Raw genomic sequence first — 26,234 nt, 5'->3', positions numbered from 1 at the left:
GTCGTGGCCGCCCGGGGTGCCGGGCGGCCACGCTCGCGGGGGCGCGCTCACACGTACTCGTGCCGCCGGAGCCACCTCATCGCGGCGGCGCCCCACAGCGCCGCCAGGTAGAAGGTCGCCAGCCGGTACGCGAGCGCGGCCGAGACCGCCACCGCGCTCGGCACGCCGACGGCCTGCAGCCCGACGATGTACGCCGCCTCGGTGACGCCGATCCCGCCCGGGACGGGCATCACCCCGGCGAACAGGCTGACCAGGACGTTCACCAGGACGAGCTGGGACAGGTGCACGTGCACGTCGAACGCCGCCAGGCACACGGACAGGATCACCGCCTGGATGAGCTGCTCGGCCACGTTCCCGCCCAGGAGCTGACCGATCTTCGCCGGCCGGCGGACGACCGCCAGCGCCTCCTGCGCCGCGACGGCGTGGCTGGCGACCGCCTCCTTCGCACGCGGCAGCAGGGCCCGCACCCGTCGTCGGCTCGCCGGGACCGCGAGGGTGACGACGGCGGCGACCAGCACGCCGACGACGAGCAGGACGACGAAGGTGGCGATCGAGCCGCCGTCCGAGCCCGCGGATCCGTCCGCGCCGCCACGGATCGGCTCGGTCAGCCCCGGCAGCGCGGTCAGGCCGATCAGCAGGAGGAACAGGACCTGCACGACGAAGCCCGCGAAGCTGTCGAGCATCCCGATCAGCAGCGCGATCGGGGCCTTGACCCCGAACCGCTGGAAGAACCGGACCTCGAGCGCGAGCCGCCCGGCCGCGGTCGGGATCGCGACGGCCACGAACTGCACGGCGTACTGGAACATCAGCACGGGCCCGTAGCGCAGCTCCTTGGCCGTCGCACCGAGCGTCGAGAACGACGAGGCGAGCTGGACGGTCGGCGCGAGCAGGAGCGCGAGGGCCAGCAGCCACCAGCGCGCGGCGGACAGCTCCTCGACGATGCTGGCGTAGTCGACGTCGAGCAACCTGCTGGCGAGGAGCACCGCGAGCGCGGTGCCGGCGACGGCGATCACCGCCGACCGGACCGTGACCCGCTGCAGCTTCTCGAGCGCCGGTGGCTCCACACCCGCCGCGGCGGCGGCCGCGCTGCGCAGCTCGGCGAGGTCCCAGCTCCCCGCCCGCACCGCCTTGCGGGTCGCCCGGTCGAGCGCGGCGCGTTGCAGGTACGGCAGGACCTCGGTCATGCCGCCCGTCCCGAGCACCGAGAGCGCGGCGGCGACGGCGCGGTCGGTCCCGGCGGCCATCGCGGTCGCGACGAGCAGGCGCGCCTGGTCGGTGGTCCGGGCGTCCTCGGTCGTGGCGAGGTCCGCGCCGGCGAGGTCGCTCAGCGCCAGGGCCGGCTCGTCGTCGAGGACCAGGACACGACGCGCGTCGATGCGGCCGTGCACCATCCCCGCGGCGTGCAGGGAGCCGAGCGCGCGCCACCCCGAGGCGAGGTCGACGCGCTCGAGCGCCTCCGGTGGTGCGGCGGCCAGGGGCGTCCCGACCACCTCGGTCACCAGGACGGCGTCGCCGTCGGTCGTGTCGCCGACGACGACCACCGGAGGCGTCGCGACGCCCGCCCGTTGGGCCAGCAGCGTCGCCAGGGCGGCATGCTCCGCCTGGTCGTGGCGCGACCGTCCCAGCCGCGGACGCTCGCCCCGACGCACCAGGGCGTTCCAGATCGAGACCAGGAACTGGTTGTCCCACGCGTCGCGGCCGTAGACCTCGACCAGGACCCGTCGCCCGTCCGCGGCGACCGCGTCGTACTCGGCGACGCCCGGCGTCCGCGCGGCGCGCGGGTCGACCGCGGTGAGCGTCAGGCCCAGACCGGCCAGACCCTCGGCGACCTGGTCACCCGTCAGTCGGCTCTCGGGCGACCCGAGCAGGAGGTGGACGGCGGCACCGGCGACGACACCGATCAGGAGGGCCGCCGCCACGCCGGCGGGGTACGCGACGCCGGAGCCCACCCAGGCCACCGCACCGAGAAGGAGCAGCGACCGCCCCGCGACCCGGAGCGGGCGCACGAGGAACGGCGACGCGGCGGCGACGACCGCGGTCGCCAGCGCGAGCCGCACGGACACGAACGTCTCGGGGGCGACCCGCCCGTCCGCCACCGCGAGCGCCGGCGACGCCGGGTGGCCGGCCGACCACGCCAGCAGGCCCGCCGAGCCGGCCGCGAGGGCACCGGCGAGGAGCCACTCGAGGACCAGCCGCCGCCGTCCCCGCGCGAGGAGCGCCGCGAGCACCAGGAGCAGGGCCCAGATCACCAGTCCGGCGTGCGCCAGCGACCAGAGGAGCTCCCACGCCCCGGTCAGCTCCCGCAGCATCCTCGACACCTCGGCGTCGAGGTGGGTGGGGCCGGGTGCGACCAGCACCAGGGGCACCAGGGCGAGCAGACCGAGCACGACGAGCAGGACGTCCGTGGGCCGTCGCAGTCGCGGCGCGCCGACCGCGGACGCGAACGCCCGAGGCGCGCGGAACCGTCGGCGCGGGTCCACGCCCGCAACCGCCGGTCTCACCTCCGAGCCCATCCCGTCACCGCCTCCGACCGAGCCTGCCGGCGTCCGGACCGCCGCACACCGGCCCACCCGGGCCGCCCCGACGATAGCGAGCGGAGCAGCTCGTCCGCGCGGAACTCGCCCGAGCCCGTCAGCGTGCCAGGTCGCGGCGGCGGAAGCCGGCGAAGCCGACCAGGAGGAAGCCGGCGGTGAACAGCGTGACCCAGCCCAGCCCGGTCCAGTCCGGATCCGGCCCCGAGGCGTGCGGCACGTGCCAGAACGGGCTGATCCCGAGGACCCAGTCGTCGAGGCCGAACGTCGGCCCGAGCAGCGTCAGCACGAAGGAGACCAGCACGCCGAGCCACGCGGCGAGGCCGGCGGCCGGGCGCGCGCCGACCACGGCGACGGACAGCGCGACCACGGTCCAGACGGCCGGCACGGTGACGACCGCCTGCAGCACCACGTCACCGAAGTCGACGCCGATGTCGGCACCGGCCGCCAGCGTCGCGACGAGGGTGCCCGCGACGAGCACGAAGACGGTCGGGGAGCCGAGCGCCACCAGCACGTTGCTCGCGAGGTAGCGCGGCCGCGCGACGGCCCCCGCCAGGACCGGCTCGACGCGGTCCTCCAGCTCCTCGGCGCGCACCCTGAGCATCACCTGCACGCCCGAGATCGCCGCGAGGATCCCGACGAGGCTGAGGATCGTGGTCACGAACGCCGCCGTGAGCTCGGCGGGGGCCGTGGCACCCGAGGCCAGCACGCGCTGCACGGCGCTGTTCGAGCCGACGACGTCCTGCACCGAGGTGGTGAAGTAGCCGAAGACGAAGCCGAGGGCGACGAACGCGACGGACCAGGTGACGAACGGACCGCGGTTGACCCGCAGCGCCAGGCGCCAGGTCGAGCGGGTCGAACCGCGCGCCGGGCCGGGACGGGGCGCGATCGTGCCCTGGCCGAAGTCGCGGCGGCCCTGCAGCCCGAAGGCGACCGCGACCAGCGCGACGGCGAGGACGACGGCGAGCAGGAGCGGCCACCAGTGGTCTCCGGAGGCCGGCCGGGTCTCGTGCATCCAGCCGATCGGGTTGACCCAGATCGTCCATGCGGGAGCCTCGACCGACGAGCAGAACCCGTACAGCACGAAGAGCACGCCCAGCACCGCGACGGCCATCGAGCTCGAGGTGCGCGCGTCCGAGCCGACCTGCGCCGTGACGGCCGCCACCGCCCCGAACACCCACCCGGTGGCCGTGAACGTGGCGCCGAGCAGCAGCGACGGGGTCCAGGAACCCCCGCACAGCACCGTGACGAGGCCGGACACCACGCCCAGGAGCAGGGAGCCGACCACCGCCATGGCGACGCCCGCGAGCAGGCGGCTGGTGCGACCCATCACGCCCGAGGCCAGCAGCTCCGCCTGGCCGGAGTCCTCCTGCGCCCGGGTGGCCCGGGTGACCGCGAAGATCGCGCCCAGCGCGGCGAGGAAGCCGCCGAGCGCCAGGGACCGCCAGGCGTTGAACCCGTCGGCCGTCGTCAGGTCGTACGCCGGTCCGAAGATCAGGCCGATCGCGGGGTTCGCCCCGAGCGCCGCGGAGAGCGCCGCGCGGGACTGCTGGTCGGGGAAGACGATCGGGAAGAGGATCACCGACGACGCCGACAGCGCGGTCGCGATGACGGCCCACGGGGCGAGCAGGCGTCCGTCGTGCCGGAGCGACGCCCGCAGGAGCGGACGCGTCCCGACGGTCGACGACGACCGACCGAGGGGAACCGCCGCCGCGGTCATCGCGGCGCCCCGTCGTCGGGCCCGTCGTCGTACAGCCGCAGGAACAGCGACTCCAGCGACGGGGGCTCGACCGTCAGCGACGCGAGGCCCGCCGGGGTGAGCGCGGCCATCGCCTCGCCGATGCGCCCGGAGTCGACGCTCGCGGAGAACCGGGTGCCGTCGAGGCGCACGTCCTGGAACACCGCCAGGGCACGCGCGTCCGGGACGCGCTCGAGGACCGCGTGAACCGTGGTGAGGGTCTGGCCGCGCAGCTCGGTCAGGGTGCCGGACCGGACCACCGTCCCGTCGCGGATGATGCTCAGCCGGTCCGCGAGGTTCTCCACCTCCGCGAGGATGTGGCTCGAGAGCAGGACGGTCGTGCCGCGCGCCTTGGCCTCGAGGACGACCTCCTGGAAGACGTTCTCCATGAGCGGGTCGAGGCCCGAGGTCGGCTCGTCGAGGATCAGCAGCTCGACGTCGGAGGCGAGCGCGGCGACGATCGCGACCTTCTGCCGGTTGCCCTTGGAGTACTGACGGCCGCGCTTGGACGGGTCGAGCTCGAACCGCTCCACCAGCTCCGCGCGCCGCTGCTCGTGCACGCCGCCGCGCAGCGCCCCGAGCAGGTCGATCGCCTCGCCGCCCGTCATCCCGGGCCACAGCGAGACGTCACCCGGCACGTACGCGAGACGGCGGTGCAGCTCGACGACGTCCGACCACGGGTCCTGGCCGAGCAGCCGGACCGTCCCGCCGTCCGCCCGCAGTAGGCCGAGCAGCACCCGGATGGTGGTCGACTTCCCCGCGCCGTTCGGACCGAGGAAGCCGTGCACCTCGCCCCGCGTGACGTCCAGGTCGAGACCGCGGAGCGCCGGGAACCGCCCGAACGACTTCGTGAGCCCGACGACGTCGACCACCCGTTCCGACCCGTTCATGCGACTCCCCCGCGCTGGCGGCCGGCCCACCCGGCGCCGCCAGTCAACTCTCCGAGCAGGGCGCTCCACAACCATGCCGCGGGCCGTGCCACGGGCTCGAGCTCGGGCGCGTCACCGACAGCCGCGTGCCAGGGAAGCGAAGAGCCGGGACATCGACGAACGATGTCCCGGCTCTCGCACGGTGGAGCTGAGGGGACTCGAACCCCTGACCCCCTGCATGCCATGCAGGTGCGCTACCAGCTGCGCCACAGCCCCGTATCCAGTTGTCGCCCCGATGACGAGGCACCGAGGTGCTCCCGTCGCCCGTGGGCGCTCGGAGAGTCTAGGCCGATCACGGCCTCCGACGCCAATCCGCTCCCGAACCCCGGCGCCACCGCACGCTCAGTCGGGGTCCCGGGTGGAGGCGACGTCGTCCTCACGGTCGGGGCCGGCGTCCCAGTCCCGCGACGCGTCCGTCGGGCCCAGGCCGTAGCCCGCCAGGCGCCAGGCCGGGTGCACGTCTCCCGACGACGGCACCAGCTCGGCCCAGTGCGCGTTGTGCATGCCGGCGATCGCTCGCCAGTCCGCGGGCATGCCCAGCAGCTCGGCGACGGCCGAGCTGATCGCGGCGCCGTGCGAGACCACGACGAGCACCTGCGTGCGGTCCATGGCGCCCGCGAGCTCGCGGATCGCCTCCCCCGTCCGGGCGGCGACGACGCTGCGGGACTCCGCGCCCACGCGCGTCGGCTCGCCGCCGGCCCGCCACACCGCGTGGTCCTCCGGCCAGCGCGCGGCGATCTCGTCGCCGGTCAGGCCCTCCCACTCGCCGAACCCGCGCTCGCGCAGCCGTGCATCCAGCTCGACCGGGACGCCCACCATCCGCGCGAGCGCCTCCGCGGTCTGCGTTGCGCGGCCGAGGTCCGAGCTGACCACGCGCGTCGGCGTGTGCCGGGCGAGCATGGCCGCGGCGGCGGTGCGCGCCTGCCAGCGGCCCACGTCGTCGAGCGGGATGTCGACCTGGCCCTGGAGCCGCGCGCTCGCGTTGTACGCGGTGCGACCGTGCCGCCACAGCAGCAGGCGGCCGACCGTCACTCCTCGGTCTCCGCGCCGTCACCGCCCCGGGCATCCGGGGGCAGCTCGATCAGCGGGCAGTCCTTCCACAGTCGCTCGAGCGCGTAGTACACGCGGTCCTCGGCGTGCTGGACGTGCACGACGACGTCACCGAAGTCGATCAGGACCCACCGCCCCTGCGCCTTGCCCTCGCGCCGCACCGGCTTGGCGCCGAGCGGGAACAGCGCCTCCTCGACCGCGTCGACGATCGCGCCGACCTGCCGCTCGTTGGTGCCGGAGGCGATGAGGAAGACGTCGGTCAGGACCAGCTGCTCGCTCACGTCGAGCGCGATGATCTCCTGCGCCTTGAGGTCGGACGCCGCGCGCGCGGCGGCGACCGCCAGCTCGACGGCACGTTCGGTTGCGGGCACGGGACTCCTCGGGATCAGGGTGGCGTCGGGATCAGACGGCGTGGGGTCAGGTCGGCACGACGAACGCCGGGGGTGCAGCGGCGGATGCTGCGGGCAGCACCGCGGACGTCATGCCCGAGGCGCCGGACGCGCCGTCGTCGGACGCCTTGTTGAGCAGCAGGACGATCAGGAAGCCGAGCACGAACGCGACCACCGCGAGCACCAGCAGGTGCAACCACGTGTAGGGGTGACGCGGGCGCTCGTCCACGTCGTCCTCGTCCTCCTCGAGGATCGCGTCGGCGCCCGGGACCGGTGCGAAGGGCCGCTCGTGCTCGGGGTCGACCGCGCCGGGACCGCGCTGCGCCGCGGCCGCGGACGCGAGCGGGACGGCACCGGGCCGACCGGGTCCCGGCTGGTCGGCCGCCGCCGGATCGAGCCCCGGCTGACCCGGACCCTGCTGAGGCGGACCCTGCTGAGCCGGACCCTGCTGAGCCGGAGCTGGCTGGGCGCCGGACGGCGTGGCCGCGCCGGGCCAGGCGGGTGCGGTTCCGGGCGGTGTCGACGGCTCGGTCGCGGTCCCGGCGACCGACGCGGCGGCACCGGCAGCGCCGCTCGTCGCGACGGGCTGCCACGAGCCCGACGGGGCCCAGGTCTGCGGGCCGGAGCCCGCCGAGCGCTGCTGCGGCGCTCCGGCAGCGCCACCGGCGGGGGCGCTGGGCCGGTCGGTGACCGGCCCTGGCTGCTTCCCACCGGGGACGTGCTGGAACGATCGCGGCCGGCCGGGGGCCGCCGGACCGGGTGCCGGCTGACCGGGAATCGCCTGACCAGGGGACGGCTGACCGGGGATCGCCTGGCCAGGGGCCGCTTGACCGGGCATCGCCGCGGACGGCGAGGCCGACGGCCGAGCCGCCGACCACGGCGACGCGCCGGGCGCCTGCGGGCCGGCACTCGCCGGGGCCGTGGACTCCGGGCGCGCCGAGGTCCGGGGGACGGTCGACCGCGAGGTCGGCGAGCCCGCGGTCGGCGACGCAGCGGCGGGCGAGGCAGCGGCGGGCGGCGGGACCCACGCCGGCGCGGGCGGCGGCGTCGTCGACGGCACGGAGACGGAGCGCGAGCTCGTCGGGTCCAGCATCGTGTCCCGCGCGGAGCGTCGCTGGCGCTCCGGCGCCTGAGGGGACGGCGTCGGCGACGCGGACGGGCCCGACGGCACCGCTCGCGGCGAGGGCACGGGGCGTCCGGCCGACGGGGCCGGCACGGCGGACGGCCCGGCGGACGGCCCGGAAGGCACCGAGGACGACGGAGCCGGCGCGGACGGTCGCGCCGGCGAGGACGCGTCGGGCGCGAGCCCGGGGACGCCCGTGGCGCGGGCCGACGGCTGCCGCGTCGGGACGAACCCTCCGGTCGACGGCCCGGAGGAGGCGGCCGGCGAGCCGCTCCCCCCGCTCTGCTCCCGCAGCGCACGACGCGACGCGACCGCCGGCGAGGACGGCGTCCCGCCACCGGTCGCCGACGTGCTGGGCGGCGCGGCGGCCGGAGCCGGGGTCGTGGGCGGCACCGGGGTCGCCCCGGTCGCCTCGTCGGCTCGGTGGAGGTCACGGCGTCGCGGCCGTGCTCCCGGTTCCGTCATGACAGACCTCGATACAGCTGGTGCTTCGCGATGTACTGGACCACCCCGTCGGGGACGAGGTACCAGACCGGCTGGCCGGCCCGGGCCCGGGCGCGCACGTCGGTCGAGGAGATCGCCAGCGCGGGGACCTCGACGACGTCGACCCGGTCCACCGGCAGCCCCTCGACCGACAGCGTGTGCCCGGGACGGGTGACCGCCACGAACTGCGCCATCTCGAACAGCTCCTCCGCGTCCTTCCACGTGAGGATCTGCTCGATCGCGTCGGCGCCGGTGATGAAGAAGAGTTCGGCTCCTGGACGGGTGTCCTTGAGGTCCCGGAGCGTGTCGACGGTGTACGTCACCCCACCGCGCTCGACGTCGACCCGGCTCACGGTGAACCGGGGGTTCGAGGCGGTGGCGATCACCGTCATCAGGTAGCGGTGCTCCGCCGGCGTGACGTCCTGGTCCTGCTTGAAGGACGGCACGCCCGTGGGCACGAAGACGACCTCGTCGAGCCCGAACCGGGCGGCGACCTCGCTGGCCGCCACCAGGTGGCCGTGGTGCACGGGATCGAACGTCCCGCCCATCACCCCGAGGCGCGTCATCGGCTCGGGACGCCCCTCAGTGGCGCGTACCGACGAGGCGGAAGGCGTAGGTGAACAGCAGCATCGCCACCAGCCCGACGAACGCGCCCACGCCGAACACGACGGGCGGGAAGGGCAGCTCGTGGGCCTTCTCGGCAGCTTCCTCGGCAGCGACGATCAGGGCGGGGTGCACGGCGTTCCTCCGGCTCGTTCGGATGTGGGGTCCCAGCCGGGTCGCGGCGGGCTGGCGTCGATTGTCGCACGACGCCCGGTGCGTCAGGGTCGGACGTGGCCGTCCCCGTGGACCACCCACTTGGTGGTGGTCAGCTCGGCGAGACCCATCGGGCCCCGCGCGTGCAGCTTCTGGGTCGAGATGCCGATCTCGGCGCCCAGGCCCAGCTGGCCGCCGTCGGTGAACCGCGTCGAGGCGTTCACCATGACGGCCGCCGAGTCGACCTCGGCGACGAACCGCTCGGACGCGCGCAGGTCGCGCGTGAGGATCGCTTCGGTGTGGCCCGAGCTCCAGCGGCGGATGTGCTCGATCGCCTCGTCGAGCCCGGACACGACGCGAACGGCGAGGTCGAGCGACAGGTACTCGCGCGCCCAGTCGTCGTCCGTCGCCGGGACCACGGCCGCCTCCTCGGGGGCGAGCGCGAGCGTCTCCTCGTCCCCGTGCACGGTGACGCCCGCGTCGGCGAGCGAGGCGAGCGCGATGGGCAGGAACTCGTCGGCCACCTCGCGGTGCACCAGCAGCGTCTCGGCCGCGTTGCACACGCCCACGCGCTGGGTCTTGGCGTTGAGGAGGATCGGCAGCGCCTGGTCCAGGTCGGCCGACTCGTCGACGAAGACGTGGACGTTGCCCACACCCGTCTCGATGACGGGCACGGTCGCCTCCCGGACCACGGTCTGGATCAGGTCCGCCCCGCCGCGCGGGACCAGGACGTCGACCAGCCCGCGCGCGTGCATGAGCGCGACCGCGCCGGGCCGGCCCCACGCGTCGATGGACTGCACGAGCCGGCCCGGCAGGCCCCGCTCCTCGAGCGCCTCGGCGAGCACCTGCACGATGACCTGGTTGCTGCTGGCGGCGGCCGAGCCGCCCCGGAGGATCACCGCGTTGCCGCTCTTGAGCGCGAGCCCCGCGGCGTCCACGGTCACGTTGGGCCGCGCCTCGTAGATCATCCCGACGACGCCCATCGGCACGCGGAGCTGGCGCAGCCGCAGCCCGTTCGGCAGCGTCTGGCCACGGACCACCTCCCCGACCGGGTCCGGCAGCGCCGCGAGCTCGCGCAGCGCGTCCGCGATCACCTCGATGCGCTCCTGGCTGAGGGCGAGCCGGTCCAGCAGCCCCTGCGACATGCCGTTCGAGCGGCCGCGGTCCAGGTCGGCCGCGTTCGCCTCCACGATCCGGGGTCCGGCGGCCACCAGCGCGTCGGCCATCGCGTGCAGCGCGGCGTCCTTGGTCGCGCGGTCCGCGGTGGCGAGGCGTCGCGAGGCGGTCTTGGCACGCTCGGCCACCGCCCGGACCTCGGCCACGACGTCCGCATCACCACCCGCGCCGCCCGGGGCCGGAGCGGCCGCAGCGGCAGCGCTCACGGACGGGGACTCGAGGGACGTCGTCATGCCACCAGACTAACCACGGCCGGCGGCCCCGGGCGGGGCGTCTCAGCGGCGTCGGCGCACCAGCACCAGGTCGTCGCGGTGCACCAGCTCGCGGTCGTAGCCCTCCCCCAGCTCCTCGCGCAGCTCGTGCGTCGAGCGCCCCAGCAGGGTGGGCACCTCCTCCGACGAGAACGCGACCAGCCCGCGGCCCACGACGCGACCGTCCGGCGCGACGAGGTCGACGGGCTCGCCCGCCTCGAACGTGCCCTCGACGCCGGTCACGCCCGCGGGCAGCAGCGACGTGCGCCGCTCCACCACCGCGCGCACCGCACCCTCGTCGAGCTGCAGGCGGCCCCGCGTGCTCGCCGCGTGCGCGAGCCACAGGAGCCGGATGGACGTGCGCCGGCCGGTCGCGGCGAACCACGTGCCCACGTCCCGCCCCGCGAGCGCGTCGGCCGCCTGCGCGGCCGACGTCAGCACCACGGGCACGCCGGTCTGGGTGGCGATCGCCACCGACTCGAGCTTGGTGACCATGCCGCCCGTGCCGACCGCGGACCCCCGCCGCGACACGTCGATGCCCTCGAGGTCCGCGGGCCCGGTCACGTGGGCGATGCGGCGCGAGCCCGGGAGCGACGGCGGCCCGGTGTACAGCGAGTCGACGTCCGTGAGCAGCACGAGCGCGTCGGCGTGCACCAGGTGGGAGACGAGGGCAGCGAGGCGGTCGTTGTCGCCGAACCGGATCTCGTCGGTCGCGACCGCGTCGTTCTCGTTGATCACCGGGACCACGCCGAGGTCGAGCAGCCGCGTGAGCGCGCGGTGCGCGTTGCGGTAGTGCCCGCGGCGCACCGTGTCGTCCGCCGTCAGGAGCACCTGGCCGACGCGCAGGCCGTGGTCCGCGAACGCCTTCGTGTAGTGCGCGACGAGCAGTCCCTGCCCGACGGACGCGGCGGCCTGCTGCGACGCGAGGTCGCGCGGCCGGGCGCTGAGGCCCAGCGGCCCGATCGCCGCGGCGATCGCGCCCGACGAGACCAGCACCACCTGGCCGCCGGCCGCGCGGCGCGCGGCGAGGACGTCGACGAGCGCGCGCAGCCGGTCCGGGTCGAGCCGACCGTCCGCGCCGGTCAGCGACGACGAGCCCACCTTGACGACGACGCGCGCGGCCGACGCGAGCTGGGCGCGGTCGTGCAGGGCGGCGGCGGTCACGTGCGCATTCTGCCCGTCACCCGCTCGTCGTCGTGCCGCGCGCCCACCCTCCGGACCCGCCGGCGCGGCGTCAGTGCTGCTCGGGGTCCGTCCAGACGCCCTGCTCGCGCTCGGTCCACAGCTCGGCGCGCGCCGCCGCCTTGGCGTCCATGCGCTCCTTGTACTCGGTGCGCTTCTCGCCGCGCGTCGGCCGGCTGTGGTCGTCCAGGCGCGAGTCGCTGCCCCGCGCCCCGAGCAGCTCGGCGCCCGTCATGAGCGTCGGCTCCCAGTCGAACACGACCGCGTTGGTGTCGGGGCCGATGCGCACCTCGTCGCCCGCGACCGCACCCGCGGCGTACAGCTTCTCCTCGACGCCCAGGCGCGCGAGCCGGTCCGCGAGGTAGCCCACGGCCTCGTCGTTGCTGAAGTCCGTCTGGCGCACCCAGCGCTCGGGCTTCTCGCCGCGCACCTGGAACCACACCGCGCCGCCGCCCTCGCGCCGCCGGACGGTGAAGCCGGCGTCGTCCACGGCGCGCGGTCGCAGGACCACGCGCGTCGCCTCGGGCACGGGCGCGTCCCGACGAGCGGTCGCGACGAGCTCCGCGAGCGCGAACGTCAGCGGCCGCAGGCCCTCGTGGCTGGCGGTCGACACCTCGAACACGCGCAGCCCCCGCGCCTCGAGCTCCGGACGCACCAGCTCCGCGAGCTCGCGCGCCTCGGGCACGTCGATCTTGTTGAGCACGACGATCCGCGGGCGCTCGGTCAGCGGCACACGGCCGCCCTCGATCTGCAGGTCCCCCGCGTAGGCGGCGAGCTCTCCCTCGATCACGTCGAGGTCGGAGAGCGGGTCCCGGTCCGGCTCGAGCGTCGCGCAGTCGAGCACGTGCACCAGCACCGCGCACCGCTCGACGTGGCGCAGGAACTCGAGCCCGAGCCCGCGCCCCTCGGACGCGCCGGGGATCAGGCCGGGGACGTCGGCGACCGTGTAGCGGGCGTCGCCCGCCTGCACCACGCCGAGGTTCGGCACCAGCGTGGTGAACGGGTAGTCGGCGATCTTCGGCCGCGCCGCCGAGATCGCGGCGACCAGGCTCGACTTGCCGGCGCTCGGGTACCCGACGAGCGCCACGTCCGCGATGGTCTTGAGCTCGAGCACCACGTCCGCGCTGTCGCCCGGCTCCCCCAGGAGCGCGAACCCGGGGGCCTTGCGCCGCGTCGAGGCGAGCGCCGCGTTGCCGAGCCCGCCCCGGCCGCCCGAGGCGACGACGTAGCGCGCGCCGAGCCCGACGAGGTCCGCGAGCACCTCGCCCTCGGGCGACTTCACCACCGTCCCGTCCGGGACGCCGATGACCAGGTCCTCGCCCGTCGCCCCCGCGCGGTGGTCACCCATGCCCTGGGTGCCCGACGGCGCGTGACGGTGCGGCAGGTGGTGGAACTCGAGCAGGGTGGTGACCTGGGGGTCGACCTCGAGGACGACGGAGCCGCCGTTGCCGCCGTTGCCCCCGTCCGGGCCGGCCAGCGGCTTGAACTTCTCGCGGTGGATGGACGCGCACCCGTGCCCACCGTCACCGCCGGTCGCGTGCAGCACCACACGGTCGACGAACGTCGCCATGGCGCACCTCCTGGGGATGACGGGTCGTGCGGGACGGTGAGGTCGGTCCGACCTCGATGATCACACGACGAAGGGGCGCACCGTGCGGTGCGCCCCTTCGTCGGAGCCCGGGACGGGCTGCAGGGTCTGTGCTCAGGCCTCGACGGTGACGATGTCGATGACCTTGCGGCCGCGGCGCGTGCCGAACTGCACGGCACCGGCGGTCAGCGCGAACAGCGTGTCGTCGCCACCGCGACCCACGTTGTTGCCGGGGTGGAAGTGGGTGCCGCGCTGGCGGACGAGGATCTCGCCGGCCTTGACGACCTGGCCACCGAAGCGCTTGACGCCCAGGCGCTGGGCGTTCGAGTCGCGACCGTTGCGCGAGGAGCTCGCGCCCTTCTTGTGTGCCATGACGAACCTGCTCTCGGGTTGCTCAGAAAAGGGGGCTGCGGGCCACGTCGCCGTGGCCGCGACATCACTTGATGCCGGTGACCTTCAGGCGGGTCAGCTGCTGGCGGTGACCCTGGCGCTTGCGGTAGCCGGTCTTGTTCTTGTACTTGAGGATGTCGATCTTCGGGCCCTTCTCGTCCCGGACGACCTCCGCCGTGACCTTGACCTTCGCGAGCGCAGCCGCGTCGGTGGTCACCTTCTCGCCGTCGACGAGCAGGAGCGCCGGCAGCTCGACCGTCGAGCCCGCCTGGGCGGCGAGACGGTCGACGACGACGACGTCGCCCACGGCGACCTTCTCCTGGCGGCCGCCGGCCTTCACGATCGCGTACACCACGTTGCTGCTCATCTCTGCTCGTCGATACTTCACGTCGAAAACCTGTTCCGTGCCTCAGCGCCCGCCGCAGCCCCCGCGCGCCCACCGCACACCTCGGCCAACCGGCCGTCAGTGAGGGGGTCGCGTCAGCGCCGCGAGCCATCTGCTCGACCAGCTGGTCGAACCATCCGGCACGGGCCCGCACATGTCACGCACGCATGTCACGCACGACGACGCGCACGCGGCGCGCCGACGTCCCAGGGTACGGACCCGTGCGCGCAGGGTCAAACTCCGCGACCCTCCGCGACGTCGCTCTGCGTCACACCCGGGTCCGCGTCCGCCGCCGCGTCGTCGTCCTCCGAGTCGAAGGTGACGAACACCGACGGGTCGACCGGGGTCAGCTCGAGCTGCTCCGCGGGCGCGGGCTCGGTGCGCAGCGTCGCCAGCTCCGCCAGCACGTCGAACGTCGGCTCGCCGTGACCGGTGCGCGCACCCTCGTCGGACGGCGCGTCACCCGCCTCGTCGCTCCCCTCGCCGGCAGGCTCGACCGGAGCCGACCCGCTGACGACGGTCTCGTGGACGTCCTCGACGACGACGGTCTCGCTGACGTGCTCGCTGACGACCGTCGCGGCGACGGCGTCGCCCACGCCCTCGCTCACGGCCTCACCGACGACCGTCCCGCTGACCACGGACGCGCCGGCGGCGGTCCCGTCGACCTCGTCGGAGGACGCGTCGGCGTGCTCGTGGTCGTGCAGCTCGTGGGCGTGCGCGGCCGCGGCGGCGATGGTGGCGAGCGTCGCCTTGACGGCCGAGCGCTCCTCGGGCAGCACCGGCACGCCGGCGTGCGGCGCGGCCGGCGCGGGCTCCTTGGCGCCCCGCTTGCGGCGCGCACGCTTCGGCTCGTCCGACGAGGCCGCCGGGGCCGACCCGGCCTCGGGCCGCGACCCCTTCTCGATCGGCTCGCTGTGCACGATGAAGCCGCGACCGTGGCAGTGCTCGCACGTCTCGGAGAACGCCTCGACCAGGCCCTGGCCCACGCGCTTGCGCGTCATCTGGACGAGGCCGAGCGAGGTGACCTCGGCGACCTGGTGCTTGGTCCGGTCCCGGCCCAGGCACTCCACCAGACGGCGCAGGACCAGGTCGCGGTTCGACTCGAGCACCATGTCGATGAAGTCGATGACGATGATGCCGCCGATGTCGCGCAGCCGGAGCTGGCGCACGATCTCCTCGGCGGCCTCGAGGTTGTTGCGCGTCACGGTCTCCTCGAGCGTGCCGCCCGAGCCCGTGAACTTGCCGGTGTTGACGTCGACGACCGTCATCGCCTCGGTGCGGTCGATCACGAGCGACCCGCCCGACGGCAGCCAGACCTTGCGGTCCATGCCCTTGGCGAGCTGCTCGTCGATCCGGTGGTCGGCGAAGACGTCAGCGGTGCTCGAGCTGCCCGTGTAGACGGAGACCTTCTGCGCCAGGTCCGGCGCCAGGTCGTCGATGTACGACGAGATGGTCGACCACGCCTCGCCGCCCTGCACGACGAGCGAGCTGAAGTCGTCGTTGAAGATGTCGCGGACCACGCGGATCGCCATGTCCGGCTCGCCCTGCAGCAGCGCCGGTGCGGACGCGGTCCTCGACTTCTTCTCGATCGCCTCCCACTGCCCCTGGAGCCGGGCGATGTCGGCGCGCAGCTCCTCCTCCGAGGCGCCCTCCGCCGCGGTGCGCACGATCACGCCGGCGGAGTCCGGCACGACCTCGCGCAGGATCTTCTTGAGGCGGTTGCGCTCGGTGTCGGGGAGCTTGCGGCTGATGCCGGTCATGCCGCCACCCGGGACGTAGACCAGGTAGCGGCCCGCGAGCGTGACCTGCGAGGTCAGGCGCGCGCCCTTGTGCCCGATCGGGTCCTTCGTCACCTGGACCAGCACCGAGTCGCCGGACTTCAGCGCCTGCTCGATGCGGCGCGGCTGCCCCTCGAGGCCCGCGGCGTCCCAGTTGACCTCGCCCGCGTACAGCACGGCGTTGCGGCCCTTGCCGACGTCGACGAACGCGGCCTCCATGCTCGGCAGCACGTTCTGCACACGGCCGAGGTACACGTTCCCGACCATGGACGCCTGCTGCTGGTTCGAGACGTAGTGCTCGACGAGCACGCCGTCCTCCAGCACCGCGATCTGCGTGCGCCCGTCCTTCTCCCGCACGATCATCGACCGCTCGACGGACTCGCGCCGGGCCAGGAACTCGGCCTCGGTGATGATCTGGCGGCGACGGCCCGCGTCACGGCCCTCCCGGCGACGCTGGCGCTTGGCCTCGAGCCGGGTCGAGCCGCGCAGCGCGGTGACCTCGTCACCGCCGCGACGCCGCGGCTCCGTCTCGGCCTCGCCCGAGCGGGCACCGCGCCGGCGCCGGCGCCGGCGGCGGCTCGAGCCGCCCTCGTCGTCGCCGTCCTCGCCGTCGGCGCGCTCGTCGCCCTCGTCGGTGCCCTGGTCCGCGGTCGCGTCCTCGTCCGTGCGCTCGTCCGTGCGCTCGTCGGTCCGGTCCTCGCTGCGGTCGCCCGCGTCTCCGCGACGGCGCCCGCGACCGCCACGACGCCGACGACGCCGCGGCTGCGACTCCTCGTCGACCTCGTCCGCCTCGTCGGCGCCGGCCTCGCTTGCCGACTCGTCGTCGACCGGCTCCACCGGGACGGACCCGGTGGTCGACGTCCCGGCCGGGGCGCCGGCCGGCTCTGCGGAGTCCGCCCCGTCCAGGTCGAGCTCGTCGGTCTGCTCGGCCGCCTCGTCGGTGGCCTTGCCGCGACCGCCCCGCCCGCGGCGGCTGCGGCGACCCCGGCCGCGCGGCTCGTCGGCGGTCGTCTCGCCGGAGGTGGTCGCACCCCTGCCCGATGCCGCCTCGTCGCCCTGACCGTCCGCCTGCTCGGCCGCGGCCAGCGCGGCGGCCTCCTCGGCCTCCTGCGCCTGACGCGCGGCCTGCGAGATCTCCTCGGGCGAGCCGGCGCTGGAGGTCACGCGCCGCCGACGCGGGCGGGCCTGCGCCGGGTCGGGCGCCTGGAAGAGCAGCGCCGTGGTCGCGAGCCGCGGGCTCGACGTCGCGGGCTTCTGCGCCGGCGCTGCGGCCTCGACCGTGGCGGCGGGCTCGGGCGTCGCGGTCTGCTCGTCCTCGACCTCGTCCTCGTCGGCCGCCTCGACGTCCGCGGCGTCGGGGACGGCCACCTCGGCGGGCGGCTCCACGGGCTCCGCGGCCGGCTTGGTGGCGCGGCGCGCACGGCGGCGCGGCGCGGCGGCGGGCGCCTCGTCCTCCGCCGCGGGCGCGTCGGCGACGTCGACGGCGGGTCCAGTCGTGGGCTCGTTCGTGGGCTCGCTCGCCGGCTCGCTCACGCCCTCCGGCGCGGCCACGGGCCGCGTGGCGGCGCGACGGCGGCGAGCCGGCTTGGTCGGCGCGACCTCGGCTGCGGCCTGCTCGTCGGCCTGCGCGTCGTCCTGCACGCCGGTCGGCTCGGATGCCGCCTGCTCCCCGGCCGGCTCAGTGACGGTCTCCTGCGCGGTCTCCTGCGCAGTCACCTGCCCTGCAGGGGCGTCGGCGGACTTCGTCGTGCGCGTGGCACGTCGGCGCTTGGGTGCGGCCGGGGGCTCGACGGCAGCAGCCTCGGCGATCTCGGGCGTGGCCTCGAGGGCCGCGGCCTCGTCGGCGGGGTCGGTGTCAGCGGCGGGCTCGGCGTCAGCGGTGGGCTCGGTGTCAGCGACGGGCTCGGTGTCGGTGGGGGCCGCGGCGGGGCGCGAGGCGCGGCGGCGGCGGACGGGGGACTTGCGCGCGCCGTCAGCGGTGGACGTGGCGTCCTGTGCGCCGGTCTGCTCGACGTTCTGCGCGGCGGTCTCGCCGGTGTTCTGCTCGGAGGTCTTGTCGGTCACGCGAGGCGCTCCTGGGTACCGCGAACCGTCGTCCCACACGCGGGCGGTCCTCGGTCGGTCGGTCGTCGCCCACGCGGCGCGTGGCGACGGAAGTCGTCGGGCGCGGCCGCACACCGGGCCGGCGCGGACCATCGCCTGCCTCGTCCATCCCGGCCCGGTCGGGCCTGCGGGTGGTGCAGCGGCGGCTGGATCGCGCGGACGCAACGGGTGCGAGCTCACGGGTTCTCGGGGCGGTGTGGACGCCCCTCGGACCGCGGTCAGTATCGCACAGCACACCTGCCGAGGCGCGGCACCGTCCCGTGGCCGGTCGGCGCGTGGCGCACCGCCCGGGTTGACGACGCGACGTCAGCACCCGGGACCTTGGTCCTGGGAGCACATCGCCCCTGGTCCTAGCGTTCTTCCCGGATCGCTGCGCGGCCCGCGACCAGCGGCGGCGGCGCGGTCCGGGCCCCCACCCGCTCGCCTCGTACCGTTCGGAGATCTGCGTGGACGTCCTCGACCTCGCCCGGTGGCAGTTCGGCATCACCACCGTCTACCACTTCATCTTCGTGCCGCTGACGATCGGCCTGTCGCCGCTCGTCGCGATCATGCAGACGTTCTGGTACGTCACGGGCGACGAGCGCTGGCTGCGGCTGACCAAGTTCTTCGGCAAGCTCCTGCTGATCAACTTCGCGATCGGCGTGGCGACGGGCATCGTCCAGGAGTTCCAGTTCGGGATGGCCTGGAGCGAGTACTCGCGCTTCGTGGGCGACGTCTTCGGCGCTCCCCTGGCGATGGAGGCCCTCGCCGCCTTCTTCGTGGAGTCGACGTTCCTGGGCCTGTGGATCTTCGGCTGGGACCGGCTGCCCAAGAAGATCCACCTCGCGTGCATCTGGGCCGTCGCGATCGCCACCAACCTCTCCGCGTTCTTCATCCTCGCGGCGAACTCGTGGATGCAGCACCCGGTCGGCACGGTGCTCAACCCGGAGACCGGGCGCGCGGAGATGAAGGACATCGGCGCGGTGCTGACCAACCCGACCGTGCTCGCGGCGTTCCCGCACACGATCACGGCCGCGTTCCTGACCGCGGGCACGTTCGTCGCGGGCATCGCGGCCTGGTGGATGGTGCGCCTGGTGCGCTCGGGCCGGCCGGAGGCGGTCGAGACCGCGCGCACGGTGTACCGCCCCGCGATCATCCTCGGCCTGGTCACCATGCTGGCGGCCGGCGTGGGCGTCGCGGTCAGCGGCGACGCGCAGGCCAAGCTCATGTTCGACCAGCAGCCCGCCAAGATGGCGGCCGCCGAGGGCCTGTGCGACACCACCTCCGGCGCGCCGTTCTCGATCCTCGCGATCGGCGACCTGAGCAACGACTGCGAGAACGTGCGGCACCTCGTCGAGATCCCCGGCGTCACGTCGTTCCTCGCGACGGGCGACTTCGGCGCCACCGTCCGCGGCGTGAACGAGCTGCAGGACGACTACGCCGAGTGGGTCGGCGACTGGGAGGACCAGAACGGCGGTCGGACGTTCGACGAGGACCAGCGCTTCTACCCCGACCTCGGCATCACGTACTGGTCGTTCCGGCTCATGATCGGGTTCGGCGTCGGCTCGGCCGCGCTCTCGCTCGCCGCGCTCTGGCTCCTGCGGCGCCGGGGGTCGGTCACGGGCAAGGCGTGGTTCGGCCGGCTCGGCATCGCCGCGCTCGCGACACCGTTCCTGGCCTCGGCCTTCGGGTGGATCTTCACCGAGATGGGCCGCCAGCCGTGGGTCGTGACGCCCAACCCGAACCCGTCGGGCGTCGACGGCGTGTGGCTGATGACGGCTCGCGGGGTCTCGACCGTGACCGGCACCGGCACCATCTGGACGTCGCTGATCGGGTTCACGCTGCTGTACGGGGTGCTCGCGGTGGCCTGGTACCGCCTGATGCACCGCTATGCCGTCGAGGGCGTCGCCCCGAGCGAGAAGGACCCGAGCCCGGACGCCCGCGCCTCGCGCGGACCGGACGGGCCCGACCGGTCCAGCGACGACGCCCCCCTGTCCTTCGCCTACTGAGCACCCGGAGAACTCACCATGGAGCTCACGACCGTCTGGTTCGTCCTCATCGCCGTCCTGTGGACCGGCTACCTGGTCCTCGAGGGGTTCGACTTCGGCGTCGGCATGCTGCTCGCGGTGCTGCCCCGCCGCGGCGCCTCGGCGCAGGACCGCGAGCGCGAGCGTCGCCTGATGATCAACACCATCGGCCCGGTGTGGGACGGCAACGAGGTGTGGCTGCTCACCGCCGGCGGTGCGACGTTCGCCGCGTTCCCCGAGTGGTACGCGACGCTGTTCAGCGGCTTCTACCTCCCGCTGTTCCTGATCCTCGTGGCGCTGATCGTGCGGGTGGTCGCGTTCGAGTGGCGCGGGAAGATCGACGACGACCGCTGGCGGGCCTGGGCGGACCGCGCCCTGGTATTCGGCTCGTGGGTCCCGTCCGTGCTGTGGGGCGTCGCGTTCGCGAACATCGTGCGCGGCGTCGAGCTCGACGCCGACCACCAGTACGTGGGTGGGTTCTGGGCGCTGCTCAACCCGTTCGCCCTGCTCGGCGGCGCCGTGACGACGCTGCTGTTCCTCACGCACGGCGCGATCTTCCTGGCCCTGAAGTCCGACGGGGACATCCGCCGTCGCGCCGGGGACCTGGCGGCGCGGCTGTCCATCGTGACCCTCCTCGTCGCCGGCGCCTGGGCCGTCTGGGCGCAGCTCGCCTACTCCGGCACGGCCTGGACGTGGGCCGCCGTCGCGCTCGCGGCCCTGGCCCTCGTCGGCGTCGTCGTGGCGACGCGCGCACGCCGGGAGGGTGCGGCGTTCGTCGCGTCCGCGGTCGCGATCGTCGGCGCGGTCGTGCTGATCTTCGGCTCCCTGTTCCCGGACGTCATGCCCGCGCTCGACCCGGCGAACTCGCTCACCGTCGACAACGCGTCGTCCACCGACTACACGCTCACCGTCATGACCTGGGTGGCTGTGGTCCTCACCCCGCTCGTGCTCCTGTACCAGGGCTGGACGTACTGGGTCTTCCGCAAGCGGCTGACCGTCGAGCACATCCCCGCGGCGACGGGCCTGACCTTCCGCGCGGTCGCCACCGACCGGGGCGCGCCGGGCGCGTGAGGCCGCTCGACCCGAGGCTGCTGCGGTACGCGCGCACGGCACGGTGGTACCTCACGCTCACGGTCGCGCTCGGCGTCCTCACCGCCGGGCTCGTCGTGGCGCAGGCGCTGCTGCTGGCGCGGGCGCTCGGCCGCGCGGTCGACGACGGCGTCGCCCTCGGCGACGGCGCGTGGACGGCCGTCGCGCCCCTGGTCGGCTGGCTCGCGCTCGTCGTGCTGCTGCGCGTGGCGGCGACCACCGCCCAGGAGCGCTACGCGCACCGCGCCGCGGCACGTGCGACGGCCGAGCTGCGCGAGGCGGTGGTGGCCCGGTCCGTGGCGCTGGGACCGCGGTGGCTCGGCGACGGGCGAGGTCCCGGCCTCGTCGCGCTCGCGACGCGCGGGCTCGACGACCTCGAGCCGTACTTCGTCCGGTACCTGCCGCAGCTCGTCCTCGCGGCCACGGTCACCCCCGGCACGCTGCTCGTCGTGCTCGGCCTGGACTGGGTGTCGGCGCTCGTGCTCGTCGCGGTGCTGCCGCTGGTCCCGATCTTCATGTGGCTCGTCGGGCGGCTCACGCAGGGCCGGTCGGAGCGCGGGCTCGCCGCCATGCAGCGGCTGTCCGCCCAGGTCCTCGACCTGCTCGCGGGGCTGCCGACGCTGCGCGCCCTCGGCCGCGAGCGCGGGCCGGCGCAGCGCGTGCGCGCCCTGGGCGACGCGCACCGCCGGGCGACCATGGGCACGCTGCGCATCGCGTTCCTGTCCGGCATGGTGCTCGAGCTGCTCTCGACGCTGTGCGTCGCGCTGGTCGCCGTCGGCATCGGCCTGCGGCTGGTCGAGGGCCACCTCGACCTCGTGACCGGCCTCGCGGTGCTGGTCCTGGCGCCCGAGGTGTTCGCCCCGCTGCGGGCCGTGGGCGCGCAGTTCCACGCGTCGACCGACGGCGTCGCCGCCGCGCAGGCCGCGTTCGAGGTGCTCGACGAGCCGGTGCCGGAGCGCTCCGGCGCGGTCCCCGCACCCGACCTGCGCCGCGCGCGCGTCGTCGTCGAGGGCGTCGGCGTGACGACCGCCGCCGGACGCACGCCCGACGGCCTGTCCTTCACGCTGTCGCCCGGCCGCGTCACCGCGCTCGCCGGCCCGCCTGGCGTGGGCAAGTCCACGGCGGTCGACGTGCTGCTCGGCCTCCTGCGGCCCGACGAGGGGCGCGTCGTCGTGGTCGACGGCACCACGAGCGTCACGGTCGCGGCCAGCGGGGACGAGGCGGCGCAGGTCGACCTGCCAAGTCTGTGGGCGCAGGTCACCTGGGTGCCGCAGCGACCGGTGGTCGAGCCGGGCTCGCTCGCCGACGTCGTCGGGGGCGACGACGACGAGCGTGCCCGGGCCGCGCGCGTGACCGGGCTCGACGCGGTCGTCGCCAGCCTGCCCGGCGGGTGGGCGACGCGCGTCGGGCGCGGGGGGCACGGCCTGTCGGTGGGGCAGGCGCAGCGGGTCGCGCTGACCCGTGCGCTGGTCCGCCCCGCGCCGCTCGTCGTGCTCGACGAGCCGACCGCGCACCTCGACGTCGCCGCGGAAGCCGTGCTCCTGCGCACCCTCGAGGAGCTGCGCGCGAGCGGCAGCACCGTCCTGCTCGTGGCGCATCGGCCGGCGCTGCTGGCCGCCGCCGACGAGGTCGTGGTGCTGCGGGCGGCGGACCGGAGCACCACCGCGCCGGAGCCGGTCCGGTGAGCGCCGACCTCGCGACCGCCCCTCCCGCGCGCGGGACGCTGCGCCGCGCGCTGCGCCTGCTCGAGGTCGACCGCGGGCGGTTCCTGCTCGCGGTCCTGCTCGGCACGCTCGCGCTCGGGTGCGCGGTCGCGCTCGCGGCCGTGTCCGCGTGGCTCATCGCGCGCGCGTCGCAGATGCCCCCCGTGCTCACGCTGTCCGTGGCGACCGTCGCGGTGCGCGCGTTCGGCATCGGGCGCGGCGTGCTCCGCTACGTCGAGCGGCTCGTCTCGCACGACCTGGCGCTGTCCGGCATGACGACGCTGCGCGCGACCCTCTACACCCGCCTGGCCGCCGGGCGCGGCGGCGCCGTGCTCACGCTGCGCCGCGGCGACCTGCTCGCGCGCGTCGGCGCCGACGTGGACGCCGTGGGCGACCTGGTGGTGCGCGGACTGCTCCCCGCCGCCGTCGCGGCACTGCTCGGCGTCGCGACGGTGGGCGCGATGGCGGCGTTCTGGCCGCCCGCCGCGGTGGCCCTCGCGCTGTGCCTCCTGCTCGCGGGCGTGGTGGCTCCCGCCCTCGCCGGCCGCGCCGCCCGCACCAGCGAGGAGCGCGGCGCCCGAGCCCGCGCGGACGTCGGCGCCGAGGCACTCGCGCTGCTCGACGACGCCGGTCCGCTCACCGTCGCCGGGCGCGTGCCGGAGCACCTGGCCGCGCTGCGGGCCGCCGACTCCCGGGCGCGCGACGCGGTGGACGCCGGTGCCGGTCCGGCCGCGCTCGCCGCCGGCCTCGGGCAGCTCGCGGTGGGCGCGGCCGTCCTGGCCGCGCTGGTGACCGGCGTGCCCGCCGTGGGCGCCGGGCTGCTGGACCCGGTGCTGCTCGCCGTCGTCGTGCTCACCCCGCTGGCCGCGTTCGAGGCGACCTCCGTGCTTCCCCAGGCCGCCGTCCAGGTGCACCGCTCGCGTGCCGCGGCGGCGCGCATCCTCGCCCTGCTCGACGACGCCGGCCCCGGCGACGCGGGCCTCGACGACGCGTCGTCCGACGGCCCGGCGCGTGACCCTGCCGCACGTGAGCTGCCCGCGACCGACCTGCCCGCGGCGGTGCTCACAGCGCCCGGCGGGACGGCCGCGCTCGTCGCCGAGGACCTCGCGGTGGGCTGGCCCGGCGCACCGCCGCTCGTCCGCGGCCTGGACCTCGAGCTGCGTGCGGGCCGCACGGTCGCGGTCGTCGGACCCAGCGGCAGCGGCAAGACGACGCTCCTGCTCACGCTCGCCGGGCTGCTCCCGCCGCGGGGCGGCCGCCTCGAGCTCGACGGCGAGGCGCTGACGGGAGGCCGGGCGCTCGACCGGGCAGGCGCCCGGCTGACGCTGACGGCCGAGGACGCGCACGTGTTCGGCACGACGGTGCTCGAGAACCTGCGCGTCGCGCGCGGCGACGTGACGCCCGACGAGGCGCGCGCGGCGCTCGTGCTCGTCGGCCTCGGCCCGTGGCTCGACGCGCAGCCCGGCGGCCTCGCGACGCTCCTGGGACCCGACGGCCGCACGCTGTCCGGCGGCGAGCGCCGTCGCCTGCTCCTCGCCCGCGCGCTCCTGTCCCCCGCGCCCCTGCTGCTGCTCGACGAGCCGACCGAGCACCTCGACACCGCGGGCGCCGACGCGGCGCTGCGGGCCCTCCAGCAGGCCGCGCGCACCGGGTCGCGGGGCGTGCTCGTCGTGACCCACAGGCTGAGCGGGCTCGACGCGGTCGACGAGGTGGTGCGCCTCGTGGACGGGCACGTCGCGGCGCGTGGCACGCACGCGGAGCTGCTGGCGCGGGACCCGGGCTACCGTGAGGCCGTGCGGCAGGAACACGAGGACGAGGCATGACCAGCGAGCAGACCCGACGGGCCGCGGGTGCGGGCCTGGTGCCCGCGGTCGGCGTCCCCTTCACCGGCGGCGTCATGTCCGACCACCCGGTCAGTGCGGGGTCGCTCACCGGCGACGCGCTCACGGACCTCCTGGACGCGATCCTCGCGGTCGCGAGCGAGCTCGACCTGCCGGCCGTGCTCAACCGCTTCGTCCAGGTCAGCGCCGAGCTCACGCACGCCCGGTACGGCGCGATCAACGTCCTGGACGCCGAGGGCGCGTCCACGACGTTCGTCTACACCGGGGTGCCGACGGCCGTCGCGCAGATGATGGGCCACGCGCCGCACGCGTTCGGCGTGCTCGGCCAGATCCCGACGGTCGGGGCGCTGCGGCTCGAGGACCTCACCCAGCACCCGGCCTTCCAGGGCTGGCCCGCGAGCCACCCGCCGATGGGCTCGTTCCTGGGCGCGTCGGTGCGCGTGGGCGAGCAGGTCTTCGGCCAGCTCTACCTCTCGGAGAAGCCCGGCGGGTTCACGGACGCCGACGAGCAGACCGTGATCGCGCTCGCCGCGGCCGCCGGCGTCGCGGTCGCGAACGCGCAGCTCTACGCCGAGTCCGCCCGGCGCGAGCACTGGCTGCGCGCCGGCCAGGAGATCACCACGATGCTGCTCGAGGGCATCGACGAGGAGGAGGCGCTCGAGCACATCGCGGCCACCGCGCGCGCCGTCGCCGGCGCCGACACGGCCGCGCTCGCGCTGCCCGGGCTGGGCGGCCAGCTGCTCATCGAGCTGGCCGACGGGCACGGCGCCTCCTCGCTGGTCGGCGCGACGATGCCCGAGGGCGGCCGCGCGTGGACGGTGATGAACGAGGGACGCGGCCTGCTCACGCCCTCGCTGTCCGCGTCCCGCAACGTCAAGCTCGAGCAGATGCGCGCGTTCGGCCCCGCGATGTTCGCGCCGCTGCAGACCTCCGGGCGCGGCGTCGGTGTGCTCATCCTCCTGCGCCGGATCGGCAGCCTCCCGTTCGAGGAGAACGACCTGGCCACGGCCGAGTCGTTCGCGTCGCAGGCCGCGCTCGCCTTCGTGCTCGCGGAGGCGCGGCACGCGCAGGACGTCGCCTCCCTGCTCGACGAGCGCGAGCGCATCGCGCGCGACCTGCACGACCTGGCGATCCAGCAGCTCTTCGCGACCGGCATGCAGCTCGAGACCATCCGCCGCCGCGCCGCGCGCGGCGTCGACCCCGCCGAGCTCACGAGCGTCGTCGAGGAGGCGCTCGACAACGTCGACTCCTCGGTGCGGCAGATCCGCCAGATCGTCCACGCGCTCCGCGACCCCGACGCGGCCACCGCGCTCACCGAGCGGCTGCGCCGCGAGGCGTCGCTCGCGCGGACCGGGCTCGGCTTCGCCCCCTCGCTCGTCGTGACCCTGGACGGCGTCCCGCTGTCCGACGACGGGCTCGACGAGGACCGGCTCGACGAGCGCGTCGGCGACCAGCTCACCGACGACGTCGTCGCCGTGGTCCGCGAGGGGCTCGCGAACGCGGCGCGGCACGCCCACGCGTCCTCGGTGACCGTGCGGGTCGACGTGAGCGGCACGGGCCACCTGGGCACGGTCGACGTCACCGTGCAGGACGACGGCGTCGGTCTGCCGGCGGTGCGCGACCGGCGCTCGGGCACGGGCAACCTGGCGTCCCGCGCGCGGCAGCACGGCGGCACGTTCTCGCTGGGCGCCACGCCCGAGGGGCGCGGGACGCTCCTGTCCTGGCGCGCGCCGCTGGACTGAC

At 75.3% G+C, this 26,234-nt stretch carries 20 protein-coding genes and 1 tRNA gene; 6 read left to right on the top strand and 15 right to left on the bottom strand.

Annotation, left to right across the window (positions count from 1 at the left end):
* Positions 1–47: 47 nt before the first annotated feature.
* From KIN34_RS17395 to KIN34_RS10390, 7 genes are all read right to left on the bottom strand, one after another.
* Positions 48–2,480: a flippase-like domain-containing protein gene (locus KIN34_RS17395; protein ID WP_214350073.1), complete on the bottom strand. Its 2,433-nt coding sequence runs from the start codon at positions 2,478–2,480 to the stop codon at positions 48–50.
* Positions 2,481–2,631: 151 nt separating this feature from the next.
* The gene (locus KIN34_RS10415; RefSeq protein WP_214350071.1) at positions 2,632–4,251 is read right to left on the bottom strand and encodes an ABC transporter permease; all 1,620 of its coding nucleotides are present in this window, start codon (positions 4,249–4,251) and stop codon (positions 2,632–2,634) included.
* Positions 4,248–5,159 carry an ABC transporter ATP-binding protein gene (locus tag KIN34_RS10410; RefSeq protein ID WP_214350069.1) on the bottom strand — a complete coding sequence of 304 codons (912 nt, stop codon included), beginning with the start codon at positions 5,157–5,159 and terminating at the stop codon, positions 4,248–4,250. The genes KIN34_RS10415 and KIN34_RS10410 overlap by 4 nt, the downstream gene beginning before the upstream one ends.
* A gap of 182 nt (positions 5,160–5,341) precedes the next feature.
* Positions 5,342–5,414 (bottom strand) — tRNA-Ala (locus KIN34_RS10405).
* A gap of 126 nt (positions 5,415–5,540) precedes the next feature.
* Positions 5,541–6,230: a histidine phosphatase family protein gene (locus KIN34_RS10400; protein WP_214350067.1), complete on the bottom strand. Its 690-nt coding sequence runs from the start codon at positions 6,228–6,230 to the stop codon at positions 5,541–5,543.
* Positions 6,227–6,619: a ribosome silencing factor gene (gene rsfS, locus KIN34_RS10395; RefSeq protein ID WP_214350065.1), complete on the bottom strand. Its 393-nt coding sequence runs from the start codon at positions 6,617–6,619 to the stop codon at positions 6,227–6,229. The genes KIN34_RS10400 and rsfS overlap by 4 nt, the downstream gene beginning before the upstream one ends.
* Positions 6,620–6,665: 46 nt before the next feature.
* A complete protein-coding gene (locus KIN34_RS10390) occupies positions 6,666–6,866 on the bottom strand; it encodes a hypothetical protein (protein WP_214350062.1) in 201 nt (66 codons plus the stop codon).
* Positions 6,867–7,557: 691 nt separating this feature from the next.
* On the opposite strand from KIN34_RS10390, the gene KIN34_RS10385 reads away from it, so the two are divergent.
* A complete protein-coding gene (locus KIN34_RS10385) occupies positions 7,558–7,770 on the top strand; it encodes a hypothetical protein (protein ID WP_214350059.1) in 213 nt (70 codons plus the stop codon).
* 451 nt (positions 7,771–8,221) lie between these two features.
* Here KIN34_RS10385 and nadD read toward each other — a convergent pair whose 3' ends face one another.
* The 8 genes from nadD to KIN34_RS10345 form a co-directional block, all read right to left on the bottom strand.
* Positions 8,222–8,809: a nicotinate-nucleotide adenylyltransferase gene (gene nadD, locus KIN34_RS10380; RefSeq protein ID WP_214350056.1), complete on the bottom strand. Its 588-nt coding sequence runs from the start codon at positions 8,807–8,809 to the stop codon at positions 8,222–8,224.
* Between the two features lie 16 nt (positions 8,810–8,825).
* Entirely contained in the window at positions 8,826–8,981 is a 156-nt protein-coding gene (locus KIN34_RS10375) for a hypothetical protein (RefSeq protein WP_214350054.1), read from the bottom strand.
* An 83-nt stretch (positions 8,982–9,064) separates the two neighbouring features.
* On the bottom strand, positions 9,065–10,408 hold the full coding sequence (locus KIN34_RS10370) for a glutamate-5-semialdehyde dehydrogenase (protein ID WP_237689086.1): 1,344 nt from the start codon (positions 10,406–10,408) through the stop codon (positions 9,065–9,067).
* Between the two features lie 42 nt (positions 10,409–10,450).
* Positions 10,451–11,590: a glutamate 5-kinase gene (proB, locus tag KIN34_RS10365; RefSeq protein WP_214350052.1), complete on the bottom strand. Its 1,140-nt coding sequence runs from the start codon at positions 11,588–11,590 to the stop codon at positions 10,451–10,453.
* 70 nt (positions 11,591–11,660) lie between these two features.
* Complete coding sequence (obgE, locus tag KIN34_RS10360) at positions 11,661–13,178, bottom strand: GTPase ObgE (RefSeq protein ID WP_214350050.1); 1,518 nt, start codon at positions 13,176–13,178, stop codon at positions 11,661–11,663.
* A 132-nt stretch (positions 13,179–13,310) separates the two neighbouring features.
* Positions 13,311–13,568 (bottom strand): 50S ribosomal protein L27, encoded by a 258-nt coding sequence (gene rpmA / locus KIN34_RS10355; protein WP_214350048.1) that lies wholly within the window; start codon positions 13,566–13,568, stop codon positions 13,311–13,313.
* A gap of 64 nt (positions 13,569–13,632) precedes the next feature.
* Complete coding sequence (gene rplU, locus KIN34_RS10350; protein ID WP_211206563.1) at positions 13,633–13,941, bottom strand: 50S ribosomal protein L21; 309 nt, start codon at positions 13,939–13,941, stop codon at positions 13,633–13,635.
* Positions 13,942–14,204: 263 nt separating this feature from the next.
* Positions 14,205–17,813, bottom strand: coding sequence for an Rne/Rng family ribonuclease (locus tag KIN34_RS10345; RefSeq protein ID WP_307858186.1), 3,609 nt, complete (start codon positions 17,811–17,813; stop codon positions 14,205–14,207).
* A gap of 485 nt (positions 17,814–18,298) precedes the next feature.
* On the opposite strand from KIN34_RS10345, the gene KIN34_RS10340 reads away from it, so the two are divergent.
* From KIN34_RS10340 to KIN34_RS10320, 5 genes are read left to right on the top strand one after another with little or no spacing between them, the layout of a single operon-like run.
* A complete protein-coding gene (locus KIN34_RS10340; protein ID WP_214350044.1) occupies positions 18,299–19,840 on the top strand; it encodes a cytochrome ubiquinol oxidase subunit I in 1,542 nt (513 codons plus the stop codon).
* Positions 19,841–19,858: 18 nt separating this feature from the next.
* Positions 19,859–20,929, top strand: coding sequence for a cytochrome d ubiquinol oxidase subunit II (gene cydB / locus KIN34_RS10335; RefSeq protein WP_214350041.1), 1,071 nt, complete (start codon positions 19,859–19,861; stop codon positions 20,927–20,929).
* On the top strand, positions 20,926–22,632 hold the full coding sequence (gene cydD / locus KIN34_RS10330; RefSeq protein WP_214350038.1) for a thiol reductant ABC exporter subunit CydD: 1,707 nt from the start codon (positions 20,926–20,928) through the stop codon (positions 22,630–22,632). Before cydB ends, cydD begins: the two co-directional genes overlap by 4 nt.
* On the top strand, positions 22,629–24,473 hold the full coding sequence (cydC, locus tag KIN34_RS10325) for a thiol reductant ABC exporter subunit CydC (protein WP_214350034.1): 1,845 nt from the start codon (positions 22,629–22,631) through the stop codon (positions 24,471–24,473). Before cydD ends, cydC begins: the two co-directional genes overlap by 4 nt.
* Positions 24,470–26,233 carry a sensor histidine kinase gene (locus KIN34_RS10320; protein WP_214350031.1) on the top strand — a complete coding sequence of 588 codons (1,764 nt, stop codon included), beginning with the start codon at positions 24,470–24,472 and terminating at the stop codon, positions 26,231–26,233. The genes cydC and KIN34_RS10320 overlap by 4 nt, the downstream gene beginning before the upstream one ends.
* The last annotated feature ends 1 nt before the right edge of the window (position 26,234 follow it).

This window comes from Cellulomonas fulva, assembly GCF_018531375.1.
In the GTDB taxonomy this organism is placed as follows: Bacteria; Actinomycetota; Actinomycetes; order Actinomycetales; family Cellulomonadaceae; genus Cellulomonas; species Cellulomonas fulva.
Note: the sequence above shows the minus strand (reverse complement) of the source record. Positions and strands in the feature narration are given on the sequence as shown.

What these genes read in the sequence shown, in the direction of transcription:
- KIN34_RS10415 (WP_214350071.1), bottom strand. Translation starts at nt 4,251, where the DNA reads ATGACCGCGGCGGCGGTTCCCCTCGGTCGGTCGTCGTCGACCGTCGGG.
- KIN34_RS10410 (WP_214350069.1), bottom strand. Translation starts at nt 5,159, where the DNA reads ATGAACGGGTCGGAACGGGTGGTCGACGTCGTCGGGCTCACGAAGTCG.
- nadD (WP_214350056.1), bottom strand. Translation starts at nt 8,809, where the DNA reads ATGACGCGCCTCGGGGTGATGGGCGGGACGTTCGATCCCGTGCACCAC.
- KIN34_RS10370 (WP_237689086.1), bottom strand. Translation starts at nt 10,408, where the DNA reads ATGACGACGTCCCTCGAGTCCCCGTCCGTGAGCGCTGCCGCTGCGGCC.
- obgE (WP_214350050.1), bottom strand. Translation starts at nt 13,178, where the DNA reads ATGGCGACGTTCGTCGACCGTGTGGTGCTGCACGCGACCGGCGGTGAC.
- rpmA (WP_214350048.1), bottom strand. Translation starts at nt 13,568, where the DNA reads ATGGCACACAAGAAGGGCGCGAGCTCCTCGCGCAACGGTCGCGACTCG.
- cydB (WP_214350041.1), top strand. Translation starts at nt 19,859, where the DNA reads ATGGAGCTCACGACCGTCTGGTTCGTCCTCATCGCCGTCCTGTGGACC.
- KIN34_RS10320 (WP_214350031.1), top strand. Translation starts at nt 24,470, where the DNA reads ATGACCAGCGAGCAGACCCGACGGGCCGCGGGTGCGGGCCTGGTGCCC.